Here is a 17,949-nt window from a genome sequence, read left to right as displayed (position 1 = left end):
CAGGGCGCCGCCATCGCCGCCCTCCTGGCGGAGGCGGATGCGGCACCGCTCACAGGCATCGGAGACCTGGTGGTCCTCGTCGGGCTGGGGGAGGACGCCATGGACACCGCCTTGGCCATGTCCACGGCAGCAGGCGGCGCCGACGTACGGACGGCGGGTGAGCTGTCCGCCTACGGTCACCTGCACGTTGACGGGCGCCAGGGCGCGACGGCCGCCCGCGCCCATGCGGTGCTGACGGACCGGACGGTGCTGGTGGCATTCGGACTCGGCAAGGCCCGCAACGCCCTGGCACGGGTCCAGTCCGTGGCCGCGCTCTCCGCCGACCAGGTGTGGGTGGTGGTGGATGCCGGATGCAGGCACGAGGACACGGCGCGCTGGGTGGGCGTTTTGTCTGCCCAGCTGAACATCAGTGCGGTGGCGGTCATCGGAGCAGCGGAAACGGCCACGCCGGAAAGTGTCAACGGCCTCGGACCGCCTGTGGGCTGGATCGACACGCGCCAGGTCGGCGCGGCGAAAATCTGACGGCGAAAACCTGACGGGCGCGGATCCGACATGACAGAACCATCGGGAATCGTCCGAAGCTCCCCGCAGCGAAGGGTACATTGAGAGGATGCTGGTACTTACACGCAAGCCGGGCGAACAGATCATGATCGGCGACGGGATCGTCGTCACGGTTCTGGAAGGCCGCGGCGACGGTATTCGGATAGGCATTGAGGCGCCCAGGGGTGTGCCGATCCAGCGCCGGGAAGTCATCGAGGCCATCGCTGCTGCAAACCTCGCCGCAGCGGAAGCCGGCCCGGATACCGAGGATGCGCTGCGCGGGCTGCTGCCGCCGCCTGCCCCCGCTCCCGCCGCCGACTGACACCAGCTCCGGATCAGTCCCGGTTCAGCTCCGGATCAGTCCCGGTCCCCGCCGAGGAACTGCGCCAGGAGCGGCTGGGCGGTCCGCCGCGTCACCGCGAGGGCCCGCTCAACGTTTCCGGCGGTCGTCAGCTGATCAAGGAGCCCGGCTGTATCGGCCGGGCCGGGTCCGTGGGCCGGGGCAGCCGGCAGGCGCAGGGTCCGGAGTGTCCCTTCATTGGCGCGGGCGGCGTCGCTGAGCTGCCGCAGCAAACTGCCGAGGGCGTTCAGATGATCGTGGAGGACCTCGGGCCACGGGCCGGCAGGCGCGGCCGAAATCAGTTCGATGAGAGTCGCCTGTGCCGGCAGGCCCCACTCCGCCGCCACGGCGGCAGATTCGACGCTCCGGGCCAGGGCCTCGAAGCGCAGCCGGTCCACGGCTCTTTCGACGTCTGAGGCCGTGAAGCCCAGCCATTCAAGGTTGCCGGCCTCCACATGCAGCCGCTGCGTCTCCAGCCTGAACAACAGCAGTTCCAGGTGGCGCCGCTCCTGCCAGAGCGCCGCCGAGAGATCACCTGCACCCATGGGCCCCAATCCCCTTGAGATCTCGCCCGATTCACCGCTGGAACGCGGCTTACGCATTTTCAGCCAAGCTTTTCCCTGAGGGTACACGCAGATCGTTGATCAGGTGATAAGTTTCCTGCACTGCAGGGGTGCTGAACCCTGGTACCGAGCACCGTCTTCCATGGGGGAAGTGCAGGACGGTCTGCGGGTGCGGCTCTCAGCGTTTTAACGGTTTTGAACGCTCCGGATCCGGTCTCATGGGGGGGGACACTATTGAATCGCGTGGAACGCAACGAGATGGTCACACAGCACCTTCCGCTGGTGGGGTATCTTGTCTCAGACTTGTGCTCAAAGGCCTCACACCTTTCTCGCGATGACTTGGCCTCAGCGGGCGCCATTGCCCTAATCACATCGGCCGATTCCTTCGATCCGGAACTCGGTGTGCCGTTCGGCGCCTTCGCGCGCCGGCGCATCCTGGGCGCCTTCGCCGACGAGATGCGGGCCAGTGACTGGGCCACGCGTTCGGCGCGGCGCCGGATCAAAGAAACCATGTCCGTCCAGGAAACATTGGCGGCCGCCCTCGGACGCACCCCCACGGTGGATGAGATCGCCTCGGCCCTGGGCGTCCAGCAGAGCGTCGTGGAAGCAGCCCTGGCCGATGCTTCGCGCACGCTGACGCCCCTCGATGAAGCCGTCGTCGACACCCTGGCCGCCGAAACCCTGTCCCCGGAGCACTCCGTGCTCGCCGACGAACGGCTCCAGTACCTCCGCGCCGCCGTCAAATCCCTACCGGAGCGGATGCGCTACGTCGTCGAGGAGATCTACTTCGGCGACCGGACGGTCAAGGAGCTCGCCGCGGAGCTCGGATCCACGCATGCTGCCGTGTCCCAGCAGCGTTCCGAGGCTATCCGGCTGATGCGCGACGGGCTGACCGCCCACTACGCTGACGATCCCGATCAGGCCTTCGAACCGCAGTCCAGGATCACGCCCCGGCGCCGGAACGACTACCTCTCACAGCTGACCGAGGCCACCGCAGGCGGCATCACCCGGGCCATCTTCCCCCACGCCCCGGTGCTGAACGAGGCAGTCTGAGCCACCTCCGGCCTTAGCCGCCCCACTTAGTAAGCCGGCTTAGTAAGCTGACCGAGAAATTCCTGCCCGGGGCGTCGCGGTCCAACTGGCCCTGGGGTAGCGTCTGAAGCATCGGCTCGTTCGGTATTGGAACGGCATCGGATCTACCCAGGAGTATGTATGAAAGCTTCACCGACTCTGACGACCAACCTGCAGGCAGTACTCGTGGACCTGATCGAGCTTCACCTTCAGGGCAAGCAGGCGCACTGGAACATCGTGGGTACGAACTTCCGGGACCTTCACCTCCAGCTGGACGAAATCATCGATGCCGCCCGTGGCTTCGCGGATGACATGGCCGAACGCATGCGCGCCCTCCATGCCCTGCCGGACGGCCGCAGCTCCACGGTCTCCAAGTCCACCGCCCTTGCCGAGTTTCCGGCCGGTCTGATCAACACCAAGGACGCCATCGAACGGATCGTCGCAGCGCTCGAGGCGGCAGTCGGCACCATGCGCAAAGTCCACGACGAGGTGGATGAGGAAGACCCGACCACTGCCGACCTGCTGCACGAGTTCATCGCCAAGCTCGAGCAGTACGCCTGGATGGTGAATGCCGAGATCATGCGGGCCTCCGCCAGCGTGACGACGCCGGACGCAAAGTAGCAAAGCGCTCCAGTTAGGTCCTCCAGTACGGCTATCCACGCACTGACGTAAGTCCACGTAATGCAGTCCACAGCGTCCGGCGCCGGGTTCGTCCCGGCGCCGGACGTTTCCGTTTAACCCTTGACAGCCGCCGCGCTAGGCGAATACTTAAGTATGTGCTTAACAATCAGGCGAATCATCCGGTAAGCGACCGGGAGCTCGACGGCGTTTTCCACGCGCTCGCCCACCCCACCCGCCGGGCCATCGTCGTCCGGCTGTGCGAGGGGCCCGCGACGGTCTCGCAACTGGCGGAGCCGTTCGGGATGAGCCTGCCCGGGGTTGTCCAGCACCTTCAGGTCCTGGAAGCCAGCGGCCTGATCCGCAGCGAAAAGATCGGCAGGGTGCGCAGCTGCAGCATCGACCCTGCCACGGTCCGGCGCGCAGAAAACTGGCTGGGCCAGCGCCGGACGCCCGGGGAGCGCCGCCTTGACCGGCTTGAGGACTTCCTGAATGCCGACGCGGAACCCGCAGACCCTGCCCGTCCCGCGCCCGGCCCGGCCCGTCCGCCCCGGCCGCCGGGCTGACAGTCAAGAACAGTCAAGAACAGTCAGCCAAGAACAGTCAGCCAAGAACAGACAACCAAGAGGAGTACGCCATGAGCACCCCAACCACCCACGCCAGCTTCAGCCTGGAACGCCGGCTGAACGCCCCGCCGTCGCGCGTTTTCCGCGCATTCTCCGAGCATGCGAGCAAGAAGAAGTGGTTCGCCGGACCGCCCGAATGGAACCAGGGCGAATCGAGCCTGGACTTCCGGGTGGGCGGACGCGAGACCGACGTCGGCGGACCCGTCGGGGGCTTCGTCTCGACCATGCATGCGGTCTACCACGACATCGTGGAGAACGAGCGGATCATTTACACCTACGAGATGCTCCTGGACGGGGAGCGCATGTCCGTCTCGCTCAGCACACTGGAACTGGAACCCGACGGCGACGGCACCCTGCTGACCCTGACCGAGCAGGGCGCCTTCTTCACCGGCACCGCCGCCCGCGACGCGGCCCAGGTGGAAGGCCGCAAGGAGGGCACGAACGGCCTGCTCGATGCCCTCAAGGCCTACGTCGAGGGCAGCTGACCCTGGCTGCCGGCGCGGCGGCACCGGAACCGGTGCCGCCGTCGGACGCCACCGGCTACTTGGCGGTGGGCACTTTTCGGAGGACGACGGCGGCGAGCACCGATGCTCCCGCCATCAGTACCAGCGCGATGGCGGCCGTGACGTGGACGCCTGATTCGAAGGCAACACGGGCGGCCGCCGTCACCGCCTCCGCCACGGGGGCGGGAAGCGTCTGCGCGAGCTCCACGGCGCCGGCGAGGGTCTCGCCGGCTTGGCTCGTGGCGGTGTCCGGGGCGAGCTCGAACACCCCGGCGGGCAGCCGCAGGTTGTGCTGGTACGAGGCCGTCAGGATGGAGCCAAGAATCGCCGTGCCCAGCAGGGAGCCCACCTCGTAACCGGTCTCGGAGATCGCCGCGGCCGCTCCGGACTTATCCGCCGGGACGGCCCCCAGGATCAGATCGTTGGAGATCGTCTCGGCAGCGCCCACGCCCAGGCAGAGGATCATCAGGGCCGTCAGCAGCAGGGCCGGGCCGTTGCCATGGTTGCCGAAGGCCACCAGGAAATAGCCTGCGGCGCTCAGCAGCAGGCCGCCGGCCACCACGAAGCCGGGCCGGACCTTCCGCACGAGCGGCACCACCAGCAGGCCTGCCGCGACGGTGGCGATGAGGGCCGGGACCATGGCGACGCCGGACGCGGAGGGGGACTGGCCCTCGATCAGCTGCAGGTGCTGGGCCAGGAACAGGATGAAGCCGTTGTAGGAGAACAGCGCCAGGACGTTGGCGGTGATGGCGGTGCTGAAGACCCTGTTGCCGAAGAGGCTGACATCCAGCATCGGGGCCGTGGTGCCCCCGCGGGCCAGGGCCTGCTGGCGGCGGATGAACATGTACCCCATGACCAGGCCCAGGCCGATGCTGGTGAGGGGCTCGAACGCCAGGCCGTGGGAGGCGAGTGCCTTGACGCCGTAGACCACCGGCACCATGACCAGCAGCGACAGGATGATGCTGGGCACGTCCACCCGGCCGGGTTTGGGGTCGCGGGATTCCGGAATCAGGGCCGGGCCGAGCAGCACCAGCGGCAGGATGATCGGCACTGCCACCAGCAGGACGGCTCCCCACCAGAAGTGCTCCACGAGCCAGCCGCCGGCAATCGGGCCGAGGGCTGCGCCGCCGGAGAAGCCGGCCGCCCAGATGGCCACCGCCAGCCTGCGCCGGTTGGGCTCCGGGAAAATGTTGCGGATCAAGGACAGGGTGGAGGGCATCAGCATGGCGCCGAAGAAACCAAGCCCCGCCCGGCCGGCAATCAGCCATTCGGCGCTTGGTGCGAACGCGGTGGCGGCCGAGACGGCCGCGAAGCCGGTGCTGCCGATGAAGAGGAGCTTGCGCCGGCCGATCCGGTCGCCCAGGCTGCCCATCGCCACAAGCAATCCGGCGAGGGCCAGGGGGTAGGTGTCGACAATCCAGAGCAGTTCCAAGCCGGAGGCATCGAGGCTGCGGGCGATGGCCGGCAGGGCGAAGGTCAGGGCGGTGTTGTCCACGGCCACCAGGAGTACCGGGAACATCAGCAGGGCCAGGGCCAGCCAGTCGCGCCACGGTGCCCGCGGGCGGCTGCCCGACTGGGTGCCCGTACCGATGCTGGTGCGGCTCGCGGTAATGGATGCGTTGCTCATAAAAGATAACTATACCGTCTGGACGGTAAAGTTAAGAAATGCACGCCGACACGGGCATGATAGGAACCATGCCCAGAAAACCCGTCGCCCGCGAAGCCGTCCTTGACGCCTTCGAATCCCTGCTGATCGAGGAGGGTGAACGCGCCGCGACGCTGGATGCCGTCGCGAAGCGGGCGGGCGTCTCCAAAGGCGGCCTGCTCTATCATTTCCCGACCAAGGAGGCGATGATCTCCGTGCTGCTCGAACGGCTGGACCGGCTCCTCGCGGAGGATCTCAAGGCCATGGCGGCTGCTCCGCAGGGTGCCGCGGCGTATTTCATCAAGTCCTCTGTGTGGGCGGGCACCGCGATGGACCGGGTTTTCGTGGCCGCCACGCGGCTGGCCGAGGTGGCGCACGAGGAGACCCTGCGCCGCTTCGCCGCCGGACAGGCGAGCTGGCTGGACCTGTTGGCGGGCGACGTCGGGCCTGGCATGGCCAAAGCCGTCCTGTACATGGGGGACGGGCTGTACTTCAATGCCATGCTCACCCGCGGCCCGGGCGGCCAACTCCCCGAAGTCGACGCCGACGTCGAGAGCCTCCTGGCCGCCGTCGAGCGGCTGCGCGGCTGAGGGGCCCGTCGGGCCGGACGCGCCTCACGCCCGGCGTAACCCGGACGCCCGGCGGTTTGCGGACGCGGGCCCGGCGTAGGACAATGGGAGCTGTGACTGTTGTCACGAGCAATTGAATATGCCTTTGATCTGCGGCGGGAGAGTTCTGCTTGTAGGTACAAGCAGGCGCCGTAGGAGCAAACCCTCCCCAGGAATCTCTCAGGCCCATGTACCGCCGCGGCAAGGCAACTCTGGAAAGTAGCAGGCTGTCCTCTGACATGCTGTGCTCACCGACGGTGCAAGCGGAGCCCTGCAAACGCACGGCTGCGCGGAAACTCTCAGGTCCAATACAGAGCGGGGAGGAACCCGAATCACTGTGGCGTACCCTGCGCCGCCTGAGTTATGGAGTTCCTTGTGACTGTTACTTCCGCCTCCACGTCCTTCGTTGACCGGCACATCGGCGCCCGCCGCCAGTCCGACGTCGACGCCATGCTGAAGGCTGTCGGCTACGACACCGTCGATGCGCTGGTGGACACCGCCGTTCCCAAGGACATCCGGCAGGACTCACCGCTGCGGCTGGCCGAAGCCCTCAGTGAAGTGGAGGTCCTCGCCGAGCTGCGCATGCTGGCCGCGAAGAACAAGACCGCCGTGCAGATGATCGGGCAGGGCTACTATGACACCCTCACCCCGGCCGTCATCCGCCGGAACATCCTCGAGGCGCCGGCCTGGTACACCGCCTACACCCCGTACCAGCCGGAAATCTCGCAGGGCCGGCTTGAGGCGCTGCTGAACTTCCAGACCATGGTCCAGGACCTGGTGGGCCTGCCGATCGCCAATGCCTCCCTGCTGGATGAAGCCACCGCCGTGGCCGAGGCCGTGCTGATGATGCGTCGCGCCAACAAGAATAAGACGGCCCATGACGGCAAGACCGTCCTCGACGCCGACTGCCTGCCGCAGACCATCGCGATCGTCAAGGGCCGCGCCGAGGCCCTCGGCTTCGAAGTCGAGGTCGCCGACCTCTCCAAGGGACTGCCCGACGGCGTCATCAACGGTGTCGTCCTCCAGCAGCCCGGTGTCTCCGGCCGCGTGTTCGACCACGCCCCGATCATCGCCGACGCCAAGGAACGCGGCGCCCTCGTGACCGTCGCAGCGGACCTGCTGTCCCTGACGCTCATCACCTCCCCGGGCGAGCAGGGCGCCGACATCGCCGTCGGATCCGCCCAGCGCTTCGGCGTCCCGCTGTTCTTCGGCGGCCCGCACGCCGCCTACATGGCCGTCCAGAAGGGCCTCGAACGGTCCATGCCCGGCCGCCTCGTCGGCGTGTCCAAGGATAACGCCGGTGTCCCGGCCTACCGCCTGGCACTGCAGACCCGCGAGCAGCACATCCGCCGCGAGAAGGCCACCTCCAACATCTGCACCGCCCAGGCGCTGCTGGCCATCGTGGCGTCCTTCTACGCCGTCTACCACGGCCCGGACGGCCTCAAGGCCATCGCCGAGACCACCCACGGACACGCCCGGAGCATCGCCGCCTCGCTCAAGGCCGCCGGCCTGGACGTGCTGCACACCTCGTTCTTCGACACCGTCACCGTCTCCGTCCCGGGCAGGGCGGAGCAGATCATCGCCGCCGCCGAGGCCAAGGGCATCAACCTGCGGGCCATCGACGCGGACACGGTCGGCATCTCCGCCGATGAGGCCACGACGGCGGCCATCGTCGCCGACGTCGTCGCCGCCTTCGGCGCCACGGCCGCGGACACAGCGGCGGACGTTTCCGGCTTCGGCCTGGACGCCGCCGTCGTACGCACCTCGGACTACCTGCAGCACCCGGTGTTCAGCACGCACCGCTCCGAGACCCAGCTGCTGCGCTACATCCGCCGCCTCTCGGACCGCGACCTGGCCCTGGACCGGACCATGATCCCGCTGGGCTCCTGCACCATGAAGCTGAACGCCACGGCCGAGATGGAAGCCATCTCCTGGCCCGAGTTCGCCTCCATCCACCCCTTCGCCCCGGACTCCCAGACCGCCGGCTGGCGCGAACTGATCGAGGACCTGGAAGCCCAGCTGACCGAGATCACCGGCTACGACCAGGTCTCCATCCAGCCCAACGCGGGATCGCAGGGCGAGCTCGCGGGCCTGCTGGCCATCCGCGGCTACCACCTCTCCCGCGGCGACGCCCAGCGCAACGTCTGCCTCATCCCGGCCTCGGCCCACGGCACCAACGCCGCCTCCGCAGTGCTCGCCGGCATGAAGGTGGTCGTGGTTGCCACCGCCGCCGACGGCACGATCGACCACGCCGACCTCACCGCCAAGATCGAGGCCAGCAAGGACGCCCTGTCCGCCATCATGATCACCTACCCGTCCACCCACGGCGTGTACGACGCCGATGTGCGCGAGGTCTGCGACGCCGTCCACGCCGCCGGCGGCCAGGTCTACATCGACGGCGCCAACCTCAACGCGCTCGTGGGCCTGGCCCAGCCCGGCCTGTTCGGCGGCGACGTCTCCCACCTGAACCTGCACAAGACCTTCTGCATCCCGCACGGCGGCGGCGGCCCCGGCGTCGGACCGGTGGCAGCCAAGGCCCACTTGGCGCCCTTCATGCCGGGCAACGCCGCGGATCCGGCCAACGGCGCCGACGGCACCCCGATCTCCGCCTCCCGCTACGGCTCCGCCGGCGTCCTGCCGATCTCCTGGGCCTACGTGAAGCTCATGGGCGGCAAGGGCCTGACCGACGCCACCAAGTCCGCGCTGCTCGCGGCCAACTACATCGCGGCGCGCCTGAACGACTTCTTCCCGGTCCTGTACACAGGCGAAGGTGGGCTCGTCGCCCACGAGTGCATCCTGGACCTGCGCGAACTCACGGCCAGGACCGGCGTGACCGCCGAGGACGTCGCCAAGCGCCTGATCGACTACGGCTTCCACGCCCCCACCCTGGCGTTCCCGGTGGCCGGCACCCTCATGGTGGAGCCCACCGAGTCCGAGGACCTGGTGGAGATCGACCGCTTCATCCAGGCCATGGTGTCAATCCGTGCCGAAATCGACCAGGTCGCCGACGGCGACTTCACCATCGAGAACAGCCCGCTGCGCAACGCACCGCACACCGCCGCCGCCGTCATCAGCACAGACTGGGCGCGTGAGTACCCGCGCGAGCAGGCCGTCTTCCCGGTCCACCACCTGAAGCAGGACAAGTACTTCCCTCCGGTCGGCCGGATCGACGGCGCCGCCGGCGACCGCAACCTGATCTGCTCCTGCCCACCCCTCGAGGCGTTCGAGGACCACTCCGACGACTCCGCCAACTAAGGACAGCCAACGATGACTGAGAAGTACACGGCCCTTTACGAAGAGCACAAGAAGTTCGGCGCCTCCTTCACGGACTTCGGCGGCTGGCAGATGCCGCTCAAGTACAGCTCCGAACTGGCCGAACACCACGCCGTCCGCACGTCCGCCGGCCTGTTCGACCTCTCCCACATGGGCGAAGTCTGGGTCACCGGCCCCGACGCCGCTGCCTTCCTGGACTACGCGCTCGTCGGCAAGCTGTCCGCCATGGCGATCGGCAAGGCCAAGTACTCGCTGATCTGCAACGAGGACGGCGGCATCATCGACGACCTCATCACTTACCGGCGCGGGGACGAAAAGTTCCTGGTCGTCCCCAACGCCGGCAATTCCAAGGTCGTGGCCGCGGCCCTGGCCGAGCGCGCCGGTTCCGGGACAGAAGGTGGCTTCGACGCCGTCGTCGAGGACGCCTCCGCCGAGACCTCGCTGATCGCCGTGCAGGGCCCCAAGGCGCAGGAGATCCTGCTGCGGCTGGTCCCTGCCGCGCAGCACGAGCTCGTCACCGGCCTGAAGTACTACGCTGCCGTGGAGGTCCCCTTCATGTTCGGCGGCGCCAGCCAGGAGCTTCTGCTGGCCCGCACCGGCTACACGGGCGAGGACGGCTTCGAGATCTTCGTCGCCAATGACGACGCCGCTGCCCTCTGGCAGTCGGTCGTCGCCATCGCCGAAGACGGCGAGCTGACGCCCGCCGGACTCGCCTCCCGCGATTCGCTCCGCCTCGAGGCCGGCATGCCGCTCTACGGCAACGAACTTGGCCTCGAAGGCGACCCCTTCGCCGCCGGGCTGGGACCCGTCGTCGCACTGTCCAAGGAGGGCGACTTCGTGGGCAAGGCGGCCCTGGCCGCCAAGAAGGAAGCCGGCGCCGGATCCACCACGGGCCGCAAGCTCGTCGGCCTCAAGGGACTCGGCCGCCGGGCCGGCCGCGGCCACTACCCGGTCCTCAAGGACGGCGTGGTCGTCGGTGAGGTCACCTCCGGCCAGCCCAGCCCGAGCCTGGGCTACCCGGTGGCGATGGCGTACGTCGACGTCGCGTTCACCGAGCCCGGCACGGCCCTGGACATCGACCTGCGCGGCAAGACGGAGCCGTTCGAAGTCGTGGCACTGCCTTTCTACAAGCGCCAGAAGTAGTCCATCGGGTCCCGTCGGGGCCGGCATCCTCTGCGGTGCCGTCCCCGACTCCGGGACCGGCAGGCCTGAGTTTTCACGCGTGCTCGCTCGTTCCTCGCTTAGACGCACGCTTGCGAAAACCCAGACCAGCCGGCCCCTCAAGAACAACTCACCTTTTGGACAACGGAACCCAACGGACGCTCCACCGGAAGTAGCGCTCCCGAAAGCCAAAGGTGCTGGGGATGAACCGCCTACCTGAGGCCGGCTCGTCGAAGAATCTGAACGGCCAGCGTTCTTCCGAAACTGTTGGCCCCGAAACTGAACTGGCTTCTAGCGGAGGATGGCGAACCCCGCCGCGTAACCCAGCCACAATTTATCTAGCACCAAGACCACACCGACTTTAGGAAAAACACATGGCAAGAGTTGCCCCTGAACTGCAGTACTCCGACGAGCACGAGTGGGTTGCGCGCGATGCGGCTTCCAACGTGGTGTCCATCGGGATTTCCGCCGTGGCCACGGACGCGCTCGGCGACATCGTGTACGTTGACCTGCCTGAGGTCGGCGCCACAGTGACCGCGGGGGAGACCTGCGGCGAGGTGGAGTCCACCAAGTCCGTCTCGGACCTGTACGCCCCGGTCACGGGTGAGGTCACGGAGATCAACCCGGACGTCGTGTCCGATCCCGCGCTGATCAACAGCGATCCCTACGGTGCCGGCTGGCTCTTCAAGGTCGCCGCCGAGTTCGAGGGCCCGCTGCTCTCCGCCCAGGACTACGCTTCCAAGAACGGCGGCGAGCTGTGAGCGGCGCAACGACCGCAGGTACCGTCGCGTTTGAGCAGGTCGTTTCTGCGAGCCTGGACGCGGACCTCTCCGCCCTGGATCCGGAGATCGCCGTTCAGATTGACGCGGAGCTTTCCCGGCAGCGCGACGGCCTGGAGATGATCGCCTCGGAGAACCACACCGCCGTGGCCGTCATGCAGGCGCAGGGCTCGGTGCTGACCAACAAGTACGCCGAGGGTTACCCGGGCAAGCGTTACTACGGCGGCTGCGAGCACGTGGACGTCATCGAGCAGCTCGCCATCGACCGGGTCAAGGCGCTGTTCGGCGCGGAGTACGCGAACGTGCAGCCGCACTCCGGCGCGCAGGCCAACGCCTCGGTGATGCACGCCCTGATCCGTCCGGGCGACACCATCATGGGCCTGAACCTGGCCCACGGCGGGCACCTGACGCACGGCATGAAGATCAACTTCTCCGGCCGGCTCTACAACGTCATCCCGTACCAGGTCCGTGAAGAGGACCACCGGATCGACATGGCCGAGGTGGAGGCCCTGGCACTGGAGCACAGGCCGGCCCTGATCGTGGCCGGCTGGTCCGCGTACGCCCGGCAGCTGGACTTCGCCGAGTTCCGCCGGATCGCCGACGCCGTGGGCGCCTACCTGATGGTGGACATGGCGCACTTCGCCGGGCTCGTCGCCGCGGGCCTGCACCCGTCCCCGGTCCCGCACGCGCACGTGACCACCTCCACGACGCACAAGACCCTCGCCGGTCCGCGCGGCGGCATCATCCTGAGCAACGACGCCGGCATCGCCAAGAAGATCAACTCCGCCGTGTTCCCCGGCCAGCAGGGCGGCCCGCTGGAGCACGTGATCGCCGGCAAGGCCGTGGCCTTCAAGATCGCCGCGTCGGAAGAGTTCAGGGAACGCCAGGAACGCGTGCTGGCCGGTGCCCGGATCCTCGCCGATCGCCTGGTCCGGGACGACGTCACGGCCAGAGGGATCTCGGTGATCTCCGGCGGCACGGATGTGCACCTGGTCCTGGTGGACCTGCGGAACTGCGAACTGGACGGGCAGCAGGCCGAGGACCGGCTCGCCGCGATCGACATCACCGTCAACCGCAACGCCGTGCCGTTCGATCCGCGCCCGCCGATGGTCACCTCGGGGCTGCGGATCGGCACCCCGGCGCTGGCCACCCGCGGCTTCGGCGAGGCAGCCTTCGCCGAGGTCGCGGACATCATCGCCGAGGCCCTGACCGCCGACGCCGGCGCGGACCTGTCCGGCCTGCGCTCCCGGGTGGAGGCCCTCGCCGCCGCCCACCCGCTCTACCCTTCGGTTGCGAACCTCGCCTAGAGGCCGTATCACTGAAGTAGCAGTAGAGATCACCCGCACTACAGAAGTCGCAGTACAGAAGTCGCAGTACAGATCACGACGCCGGGCTGCCGCCACAAGCTGCCGCCCGGCGTCGTGCATCGGGCCGTGATGCCGCCCATCGGCGGCCGCACCGCCTTCCGGCAGGACCTCTGCCGGACCACAGCCAGACCTAGTTAGGAACCGACAATGGCCGTTGGAGTCTTCGACCTTTTTTCCATCGGAATAGGACCGTCCAGTTCCCACACCGTGGGCCCGATGCGGGCCGCCGCGGTGTTTGCCGAGGAACTCAAGTCCTCCGGGAAGCTGGACCGGGTGGCCTCGCTGCGCGTGGACCTCTACGGTTCCCTCGCCGCCACCGGCCACGGCCACGGCACCATGACCGCCATCCTGCTCGGCCTGGAAGGCTTCCACCCGGAGCTCATCCTGCCGGAGGAAGTGGAAGAACGGCTCGCCAAGATCGCCGAAACCGGGACCCTGCAGTTGGCCGGAGCTGTCCCGCTGCCGTACAAGGTGGAGGACATCGTCCTGCGCCCCCTGACCATCCTGCCGCGGCACACCAACGGCATGACGTTCACCGTCGCCGACGCCGACGGCGGGATCCTGCACACGGCCACGTTCTTCTCCGTCGGCGGCGGCTTCATCGTCCGTGAAGGCGAAGAGGACACGGCCCTGGCGGAACTGGCCGCGTCCAAGAAGGAACTGCCGCTGCCGTTCCGCACCGCCGCGGAACTGCTGGGCCACTGCCGGTCCAGGGGCCTGTCGATCGGCGAGATCATGTTCGTCAACGAGCGGGCCTCCCGGACCGAGGAGGAGATCCGCGAGGGCCTGCTGCACATCTACTCCGTGATGGAGGCCTGCGTCGAAATCAGCATCAGGCGCGAGGGCCTGCTGCCGGGCGGGCTGAAGGTCCGCCGCCGCGCCCCTGACTGGCATGAGCGGCTGCTGAAGGAGGACAAGGACCGGGACCCGAAGTACTGGCAGGAATGGGTGAACCTGATCGCCCTGGCCGTGAACGAGGAAAACGCCTCCGGCGGCCGGGTGGTCACCGCGCCCACCAACGGCGCGGCCGGGATCATCCCGGCCGTGCTGTACTACGCGCTGCACTTCGCCCCCGGCATGGACCAGGCCACCCAAAAGGACCGCGACGACGTCGTGGTCAGGTTCCTGCTGACCGCCGGTGCCGTCGGGGTGCTGTACAAGGAGCAGGCCTCGATCTCCGGCGCCGAGGTCGGCTGCCAGGGCGAGGTGGGCTCGGCGTCGTCGATGGCCGCGGCCGGCCTGGCCGAGGTCATGGGCGGCACGCCCGGGCAGGTGGAGAACGCCGCGGAAATCGCGATGGAGCACAACCTCGGGCTGACCTGCGATCCGATCGGCGGGCTCGTGCAGATCCCCTGCATCGAACGCAACGCGATCGCCGCCGCCAAGGCCATCAACGCCGCCAAGATGGCGCTCTGGGGGGACGGCTCGCACCGGGTGTCCCTGGACGAGGTGATCGTGACCATGCGCGAGACCGGCAAGGACATGTCCTCCAAGTACAAGGAAACCGCCATGGGCGGCCTCGCCGTCAACGTGGCGGTCTGCTGAGATCAGTTGTGCAGCGCCGCCCACATGTTCAGTGACGAGGCGAAGACGATCCAGGACAGATAGGGCAGCATCAGGAGCCCGGCCGCGCGGCTGACCGGACCGAAGCACAGCACCGTCACCGAAACCGCGATGGCAAGGGCAACGATGACGGCAACGGCGATCCACAGCGCCGGGGTGCCCAGCGCGGGGTACAGGCCGAAGAAAACCGGCGTCCACAGGAGGTTCAGCGCGAGCTGCACGCCGTAGGCCGTCAGGGCGGCCCTTGACCCCTCGGCGCGGCGGCGCCAGACGAGCCAGGCCGCGACCGCCATCGCAAGGTAGAGCACCGTCCAGACCGGACCGAAGACCCAGTTCGGCGGCGACCACGGCGCCTTGTCCGCGGTGGCGTACCAGCCGGTGACGTTGCTGCCGGTGGCCAGCCCGCCCAGGCCGGCAACCAGGGCGGAGGCCGCGAGGAACGCCAGGAGTCCCAGGACCTCATGGCGGGTCCCGCGCCCTCCGGTCTCCCGCGGCGGGACTCCTGAACGCGGTGTGACCGGGTGGTGGCGAGCCTGCATGGTTCCAGCCTAGCGTTCCATTCCGGGCTTGTCCGGGACCGGGTCCGGGCTGAATCACTGGGCCGGGCGGATAGACTTGGGCGTGCATGTCCGCATGCCGCCGAAGCTCGTTCCGCAAAGATTGGATACCGCACCCTTGCGAGAATTCACTGCCCGCTTTGCCTCCGCAGAAGAGATCGCCAGCTGGGACGCCAACGTCACCGCGAACCCGAACGGCGGCAACCTTCTGCAGTCCGAGGCCTTCGCCGAGGTCAAGCAGCACTTCGGCTGGAAGCCGCTGCACCTGGTCTACGAGTGCGCCGACTACACGAGCTACAACCTGGTCCTGGAGAAGTCCTTCCCCCTCGTGGGCAAACTCTGGTACCTGATCAAGGGTCCGGACGTGGCCTCCGTCGAGGACATCCCCGGCATCGCCACGGCCAACGCGGAGTTCGTCAAGCGGGCCAAGCTGGGCGTCTTTGCGATCAAGATCGAGCCGGACATCGTCCTGTCCGAGGAGGCGAAGCGCGCCCTCGCAGGGGCCGGGCTGGTCAAGAACCACAACCTGCAGCCCAATGACTCCACGGCGCTGCTGGACATTTCGCCACAGGACAGCCAACTGCTGCGCAATCTTCATTCCCGCGGCAGGAACGCTGTGCGCCGGGCCATCCGCGAAGGAGTGGAGGTCCACAACGTCGAACCCACGGAAGAGAACTTCCGGGCGATGTATGCCCTGATGACCACCACGGTGGAGGCCAAGTCCCAGGTCCGGGTCCGCGAATATGAGTACTACCGCCAGTTCTGGACCAACTTCCTCACCCGCGGCCAGGGCCGGCTCCTGTTCGTCTACGAGAACGGGGTGCCCTCTGTCGGCGCCTTCGTGATCAACTACGGCCGCAAAGGAACGTACAAGGACGGCGGCTCGCTGCAGAAACGGAGCCAGTACGGAGATTCGCACCTGGTCCAGTGGATCGGCATCAACCAGCTCAAGGAACTCGGCTGCACCGAATATGATTTCTGCGGCACGCCGCCGAGCGACCAGCTCAAGGACACGTCCAACCCGTTCCACGGGCTGGGACTGTTCAAAACCAGCTTCAGCAAGACCGTCACCGACTTCGTCGGCTGCTATGACCAGGTGCTGAGCCCGCTGAAGTACAAGGCCTGGATGGCTGCCGGCGAGCGTGTGGCACGCCAGCTCTATACCCGGCGAACAGGCCAGCAGTTCTACTAAGCCGGCTGCAACGGATAGTGAGGAGGCCGGAATGACCAAAGAACCCGACGGCCGCCGCAGGCCGCCCACGGACGGACTGCCCCGGACCGAGCCGATGTCGCCCATGCAGGTGAGCCAGAATGCCGCCGCCAAGCGCATGCTGCGCCGTCTGGTCCAGGGTGAGAACCCGCCGACAGCCCCCATGAGCATCGTGGACCGTCTGGCCGGCAGCCCGTACGCCAACCCGATGATCCAGGTGGGCGGGGTGGACACCTCCGCGCGCAAGACGATCGACTTCGCGCTGCACCTCGCCGAATCCATGTTCCGGTACGGTGCCGGCGCGCTGGAAGTCGAAACCAGCATCATCGCCATCACGGCGGCCCTGGGACTGAAAAACATCGAGGTGGACATCACCAACCAGTCGGTGGCGATCAATTATGCCCCCAAGGACCAGACCCCCATCTCGCTGTTGCGCGTGGTGCGGTCCTGGACCAACAACTACGCAGGCCTCGCGAAGGTGCACCAGCTGGTCACGGACATTGTGGCCGGCGGCGTGGGCCGTGAAGAGGCCGTGCGCCGGCTCGATGAAATCACCCATAGCTCCAAGCCGTTCCCCCGCTGGATGGTCACGGTGGCGTTCGGGGTCTTCTCCGCCGTCTTCGTCGGCGTCCTTGGCGGGGGGCCGGGCGCCTCCGTGATCGCGTTCTTCTCCAACCTGCTGGTCAGCCTGCTGGCCCGCCAGCTGGGCAGGTGGCGCACGCCGGACTTCTTCATCACGGCGGCCTGTTCGTTCCTGGTCACCATCATCGCTCTGCTCCTGTGGCGGTTCGGCAGCCCGGTGGGGATCCAGATCGCCCCTGCCATCGTGGTGGTCGGGGGCATCCTGCTGCTGCTCCCGACCGGTCGCCTCGTGTCCTCGGTGCAGGATGCCATCAACGGCTTCCCCGTCACGGCGGCCGGCCGATTCCTGTCCACCATCCTGACCTTCGGTGCGCTGGTCGCTGGCATCGCCGTCGCCTTCGTGGTCGGGGACATGACCGGCATGGAGCCAATCGACGTCACCGAAACATTCCCGCCCAAGTATGACTTGTGGGTGGTCGTCATCCTGATTGCCATCGCGGTGCTGATGATCGGCATCACGGAGCAGACCAGCTGGACTCTGCTGCTCCCGACGGCGGCCGTGGGCGTCGTGGGATACCTGGTCCTGATCGCGGGAGACGCCGTTGGCATCGGCGCCCGGTTCGCTCCCGGCCTCGCCGCCGTCGTCATCGGGCTGCTGGCGCGGGTGGTGGCGCTCCGGATGGGCGCGCCGCAGCTCGTGGTCGCCGTCCCGGCAGCGCTGATCCTGCTGCCCGGACTCACCATATTCCGCTCCATGTATGTATTGACCATCGAGGAGTCCGAGATCCTCATGGGCGCCGGCGGAATGCTCAACGCCGGGGCGATCGTGCTGGGCGTCGCGGCGGGAATTGTGCTCGGTGACACCCTGGCGCGGCCGCTGACCCGGAGCCTGGCGAGCAACGAACGACGGCGGGCACGCCGGCGCTAGCGCGCGGGTTGGATA

Annotated in this window: 17 protein-coding genes and 2 riboswitches; of the genes, 14 read left to right on the top strand and 3 right to left on the bottom strand. The window is 67.7% G+C overall.

Annotated elements, in window-relative coordinates:
• Window positions 1-69: 69 nt before the first annotated feature.
• On the top strand, window positions 70-522 hold the full coding sequence (locus ACQCSY_RS05280) for a hypothetical protein (RefSeq protein WP_427133801.1): 453 nt from the start codon (window positions 70-72) through the stop codon (window positions 520-522).
• Window positions 523-610: 88 nt separating this feature from the next.
• Complete coding sequence (locus ACQCSY_RS05275) at window positions 611-862, top strand: carbon storage regulator (protein ID WP_427133799.1); 252 nt, start codon at window positions 611-613, stop codon at window positions 860-862.
• Window positions 863-897: 35 nt separating this feature from the next.
• Here the strand turns inward: ACQCSY_RS05275 and flgN are convergent, their stop codons facing one another.
• Entirely contained in the window at window positions 898-1,425 is a 528-nt protein-coding gene (flgN, locus tag ACQCSY_RS05270) for a flagellar export chaperone FlgN (RefSeq protein ID WP_427133797.1), read from the bottom strand.
• Between the two features lie 252 nt (window positions 1,426-1,677).
• Between flgN and ACQCSY_RS05265 the strand changes: the two genes are divergently transcribed.
• From ACQCSY_RS05265 to ACQCSY_RS05250, 4 genes are all read left to right on the top strand, one after another.
• The gene (locus ACQCSY_RS05265; RefSeq protein ID WP_427133795.1) at window positions 1,678-2,496 is read left to right on the top strand and encodes a sigma-70 family RNA polymerase sigma factor; all 819 of its coding nucleotides are present in this window, start codon (window positions 1,678-1,680) and stop codon (window positions 2,494-2,496) included.
• A 159-nt stretch (window positions 2,497-2,655) separates the two neighbouring features.
• The gene (locus ACQCSY_RS05260; protein WP_427133793.1) at window positions 2,656-3,135 is read left to right on the top strand and encodes a Dps family protein; all 480 of its coding nucleotides are present in this window, start codon (window positions 2,656-2,658) and stop codon (window positions 3,133-3,135) included.
• Between the two features lie 155 nt (window positions 3,136-3,290).
• Entirely contained in the window at window positions 3,291-3,698 is a 408-nt protein-coding gene (locus tag ACQCSY_RS05255; protein ID WP_427133791.1) for an ArsR/SmtB family transcription factor, read from the top strand.
• A gap of 71 nt (window positions 3,699-3,769) precedes the next feature.
• Window positions 3,770-4,243 carry an SRPBCC family protein gene (locus tag ACQCSY_RS05250; protein ID WP_427133789.1) on the top strand — a complete coding sequence of 158 codons (474 nt, stop codon included), beginning with the start codon at window positions 3,770-3,772 and terminating at the stop codon, window positions 4,241-4,243.
• Window positions 4,244-4,298: 55 nt separating this feature from the next.
• Here ACQCSY_RS05250 and ACQCSY_RS05245 read toward each other — a convergent pair whose 3' ends face one another.
• Window positions 4,299-5,888 carry an MFS transporter gene (locus ACQCSY_RS05245; RefSeq protein WP_427133787.1) on the bottom strand — a complete coding sequence of 530 codons (1,590 nt, stop codon included), beginning with the start codon at window positions 5,886-5,888 and terminating at the stop codon, window positions 4,299-4,301.
• A gap of 68 nt (window positions 5,889-5,956) precedes the next feature.
• On the opposite strand from ACQCSY_RS05245, the gene ACQCSY_RS05240 reads away from it, so the two are divergent.
• The 6 genes from ACQCSY_RS05240 to ACQCSY_RS05215 all read left to right on the top strand — a co-directional run bounded on the left by ACQCSY_RS05240 (window position 5,957) and on the right by ACQCSY_RS05215 (window position 14,639).
• Window positions 5,957-6,496, top strand: coding sequence for a TetR/AcrR family transcriptional regulator (locus ACQCSY_RS05240; RefSeq protein ID WP_427133785.1), 540 nt, complete (start codon window positions 5,957-5,959; stop codon window positions 6,494-6,496).
• 125 nt (window positions 6,497-6,621) lie between these two features.
• Window positions 6,622-6,720: riboswitch (glycine riboswitch) on the top strand.
• A gap of 1 nt (window position 6,721) precedes the next feature.
• A riboswitch (glycine riboswitch) is annotated at window positions 6,722-6,838 on the top strand.
• Between the two features lie 39 nt (window positions 6,839-6,877).
• Window positions 6,878-9,769 (top strand): aminomethyl-transferring glycine dehydrogenase, encoded by a 2,892-nt coding sequence (gene gcvP / locus ACQCSY_RS05235; protein WP_427133784.1) that lies wholly within the window; start codon window positions 6,878-6,880, stop codon window positions 9,767-9,769.
• Between the two features lie 12 nt (window positions 9,770-9,781).
• Window positions 9,782-10,930 carry a glycine cleavage system aminomethyltransferase GcvT gene (gcvT, locus tag ACQCSY_RS05230; protein ID WP_427133782.1) on the top strand — a complete coding sequence of 383 codons (1,149 nt, stop codon included), beginning with the start codon at window positions 9,782-9,784 and terminating at the stop codon, window positions 10,928-10,930.
• A 392-nt stretch (window positions 10,931-11,322) separates the two neighbouring features.
• Window positions 11,323-11,709: a glycine cleavage system protein GcvH gene (gene gcvH / locus ACQCSY_RS05225; protein WP_427133780.1), complete on the top strand. Its 387-nt coding sequence runs from the start codon at window positions 11,323-11,325 to the stop codon at window positions 11,707-11,709.
• On the top strand, window positions 11,706-13,034 hold the full coding sequence (gene glyA / locus ACQCSY_RS05220; protein ID WP_427133778.1) for a serine hydroxymethyltransferase: 1,329 nt from the start codon (window positions 11,706-11,708) through the stop codon (window positions 13,032-13,034). The genes gcvH and glyA overlap by 4 nt, the downstream gene beginning before the upstream one ends.
• A 207-nt stretch (window positions 13,035-13,241) precedes the next feature.
• The gene (locus ACQCSY_RS05215; RefSeq protein ID WP_427133776.1) at window positions 13,242-14,639 is read left to right on the top strand and encodes an L-serine ammonia-lyase; all 1,398 of its coding nucleotides are present in this window, start codon (window positions 13,242-13,244) and stop codon (window positions 14,637-14,639) included.
• A gap of 2 nt (window positions 14,640-14,641) precedes the next feature.
• Here ACQCSY_RS05215 and ACQCSY_RS05210 read toward each other — a convergent pair whose 3' ends face one another.
• Window positions 14,642-15,196, bottom strand: coding sequence for a TspO/MBR family protein (locus ACQCSY_RS05210; RefSeq protein WP_427133774.1), 555 nt, complete (start codon window positions 15,194-15,196; stop codon window positions 14,642-14,644).
• A 136-nt stretch (window positions 15,197-15,332) separates the two neighbouring features.
• Between ACQCSY_RS05210 and ACQCSY_RS05205 the strand changes: the two genes are divergently transcribed.
• The gene (locus ACQCSY_RS05205; protein ID WP_427133772.1) at window positions 15,333-16,406 is read left to right on the top strand and encodes a lipid II:glycine glycyltransferase FemX; all 1,074 of its coding nucleotides are present in this window, start codon (window positions 15,333-15,335) and stop codon (window positions 16,404-16,406) included.
• 31 nt (window positions 16,407-16,437) lie between these two features.
• Window positions 16,438-17,934 (top strand): threonine/serine ThrE exporter family protein, encoded by a 1,497-nt coding sequence (locus ACQCSY_RS05200; protein WP_427133770.1) that lies wholly within the window; start codon window positions 16,438-16,440, stop codon window positions 17,932-17,934.
• The last annotated feature ends 15 nt before the right edge of the window (window positions 17,935-17,949 follow it).

It is taken from the genome of Pseudarthrobacter sp. S9 (genome assembly GCF_050156545.1).
Lineage (GTDB): Bacteria > Actinomycetota > Actinomycetes > Actinomycetales > Micrococcaceae > Arthrobacter.
The sequence above is the reverse complement of the archived record's forward strand: the minus strand, read 5'-3'. Positions and strand labels throughout refer to the sequence as shown.

Bases quoted from the DNA above. Each gene is read 5' to 3' on its own strand.
- ACQCSY_RS05275 (WP_427133799.1), top strand. From the start codon at position 611: ATGCTGGTACTTACACGCAAGCCGGGCGAACAGATCATGATCGGCGAC.
- flgN (WP_427133797.1), bottom strand. From the start codon at position 1,425: ATGGGTGCAGGTGATCTCTCGGCGGCGCTCTGGCAGGAGCGGCGCCAC.
- ACQCSY_RS05260 (WP_427133793.1), top strand. From the start codon at position 2,656: ATGAAAGCTTCACCGACTCTGACGACCAACCTGCAGGCAGTACTCGTG.
- ACQCSY_RS05250 (WP_427133789.1), top strand. From the start codon at position 3,770: ATGAGCACCCCAACCACCCACGCCAGCTTCAGCCTGGAACGCCGGCTG.
- ACQCSY_RS05245 (WP_427133787.1), bottom strand. From the start codon at position 5,888: ATGAGCAACGCATCCATTACCGCGAGCCGCACCAGCATCGGTACGGGC.
- ACQCSY_RS05240 (WP_427133785.1), top strand. From the start codon at position 5,957: ATGCCCAGAAAACCCGTCGCCCGCGAAGCCGTCCTTGACGCCTTCGAA.
- gcvP (WP_427133784.1), top strand. From the start codon at position 6,878: ATGGAGTTCCTTGTGACTGTTACTTCCGCCTCCACGTCCTTCGTTGAC.
- gcvT (WP_427133782.1), top strand. From the start codon at position 9,782: ATGACTGAGAAGTACACGGCCCTTTACGAAGAGCACAAGAAGTTCGGC.
- gcvH (WP_427133780.1), top strand. From the start codon at position 11,323: ATGGCAAGAGTTGCCCCTGAACTGCAGTACTCCGACGAGCACGAGTGG.
- ACQCSY_RS05215 (WP_427133776.1), top strand. From the start codon at position 13,242: ATGGCCGTTGGAGTCTTCGACCTTTTTTCCATCGGAATAGGACCGTCC.
- ACQCSY_RS05210 (WP_427133774.1), bottom strand. From the start codon at position 15,196: ATGCAGGCTCGCCACCACCCGGTCACACCGCGTTCAGGAGTCCCGCCG.
- ACQCSY_RS05200 (WP_427133770.1), top strand. From the start codon at position 16,438: ATGACCAAAGAACCCGACGGCCGCCGCAGGCCGCCCACGGACGGACTG.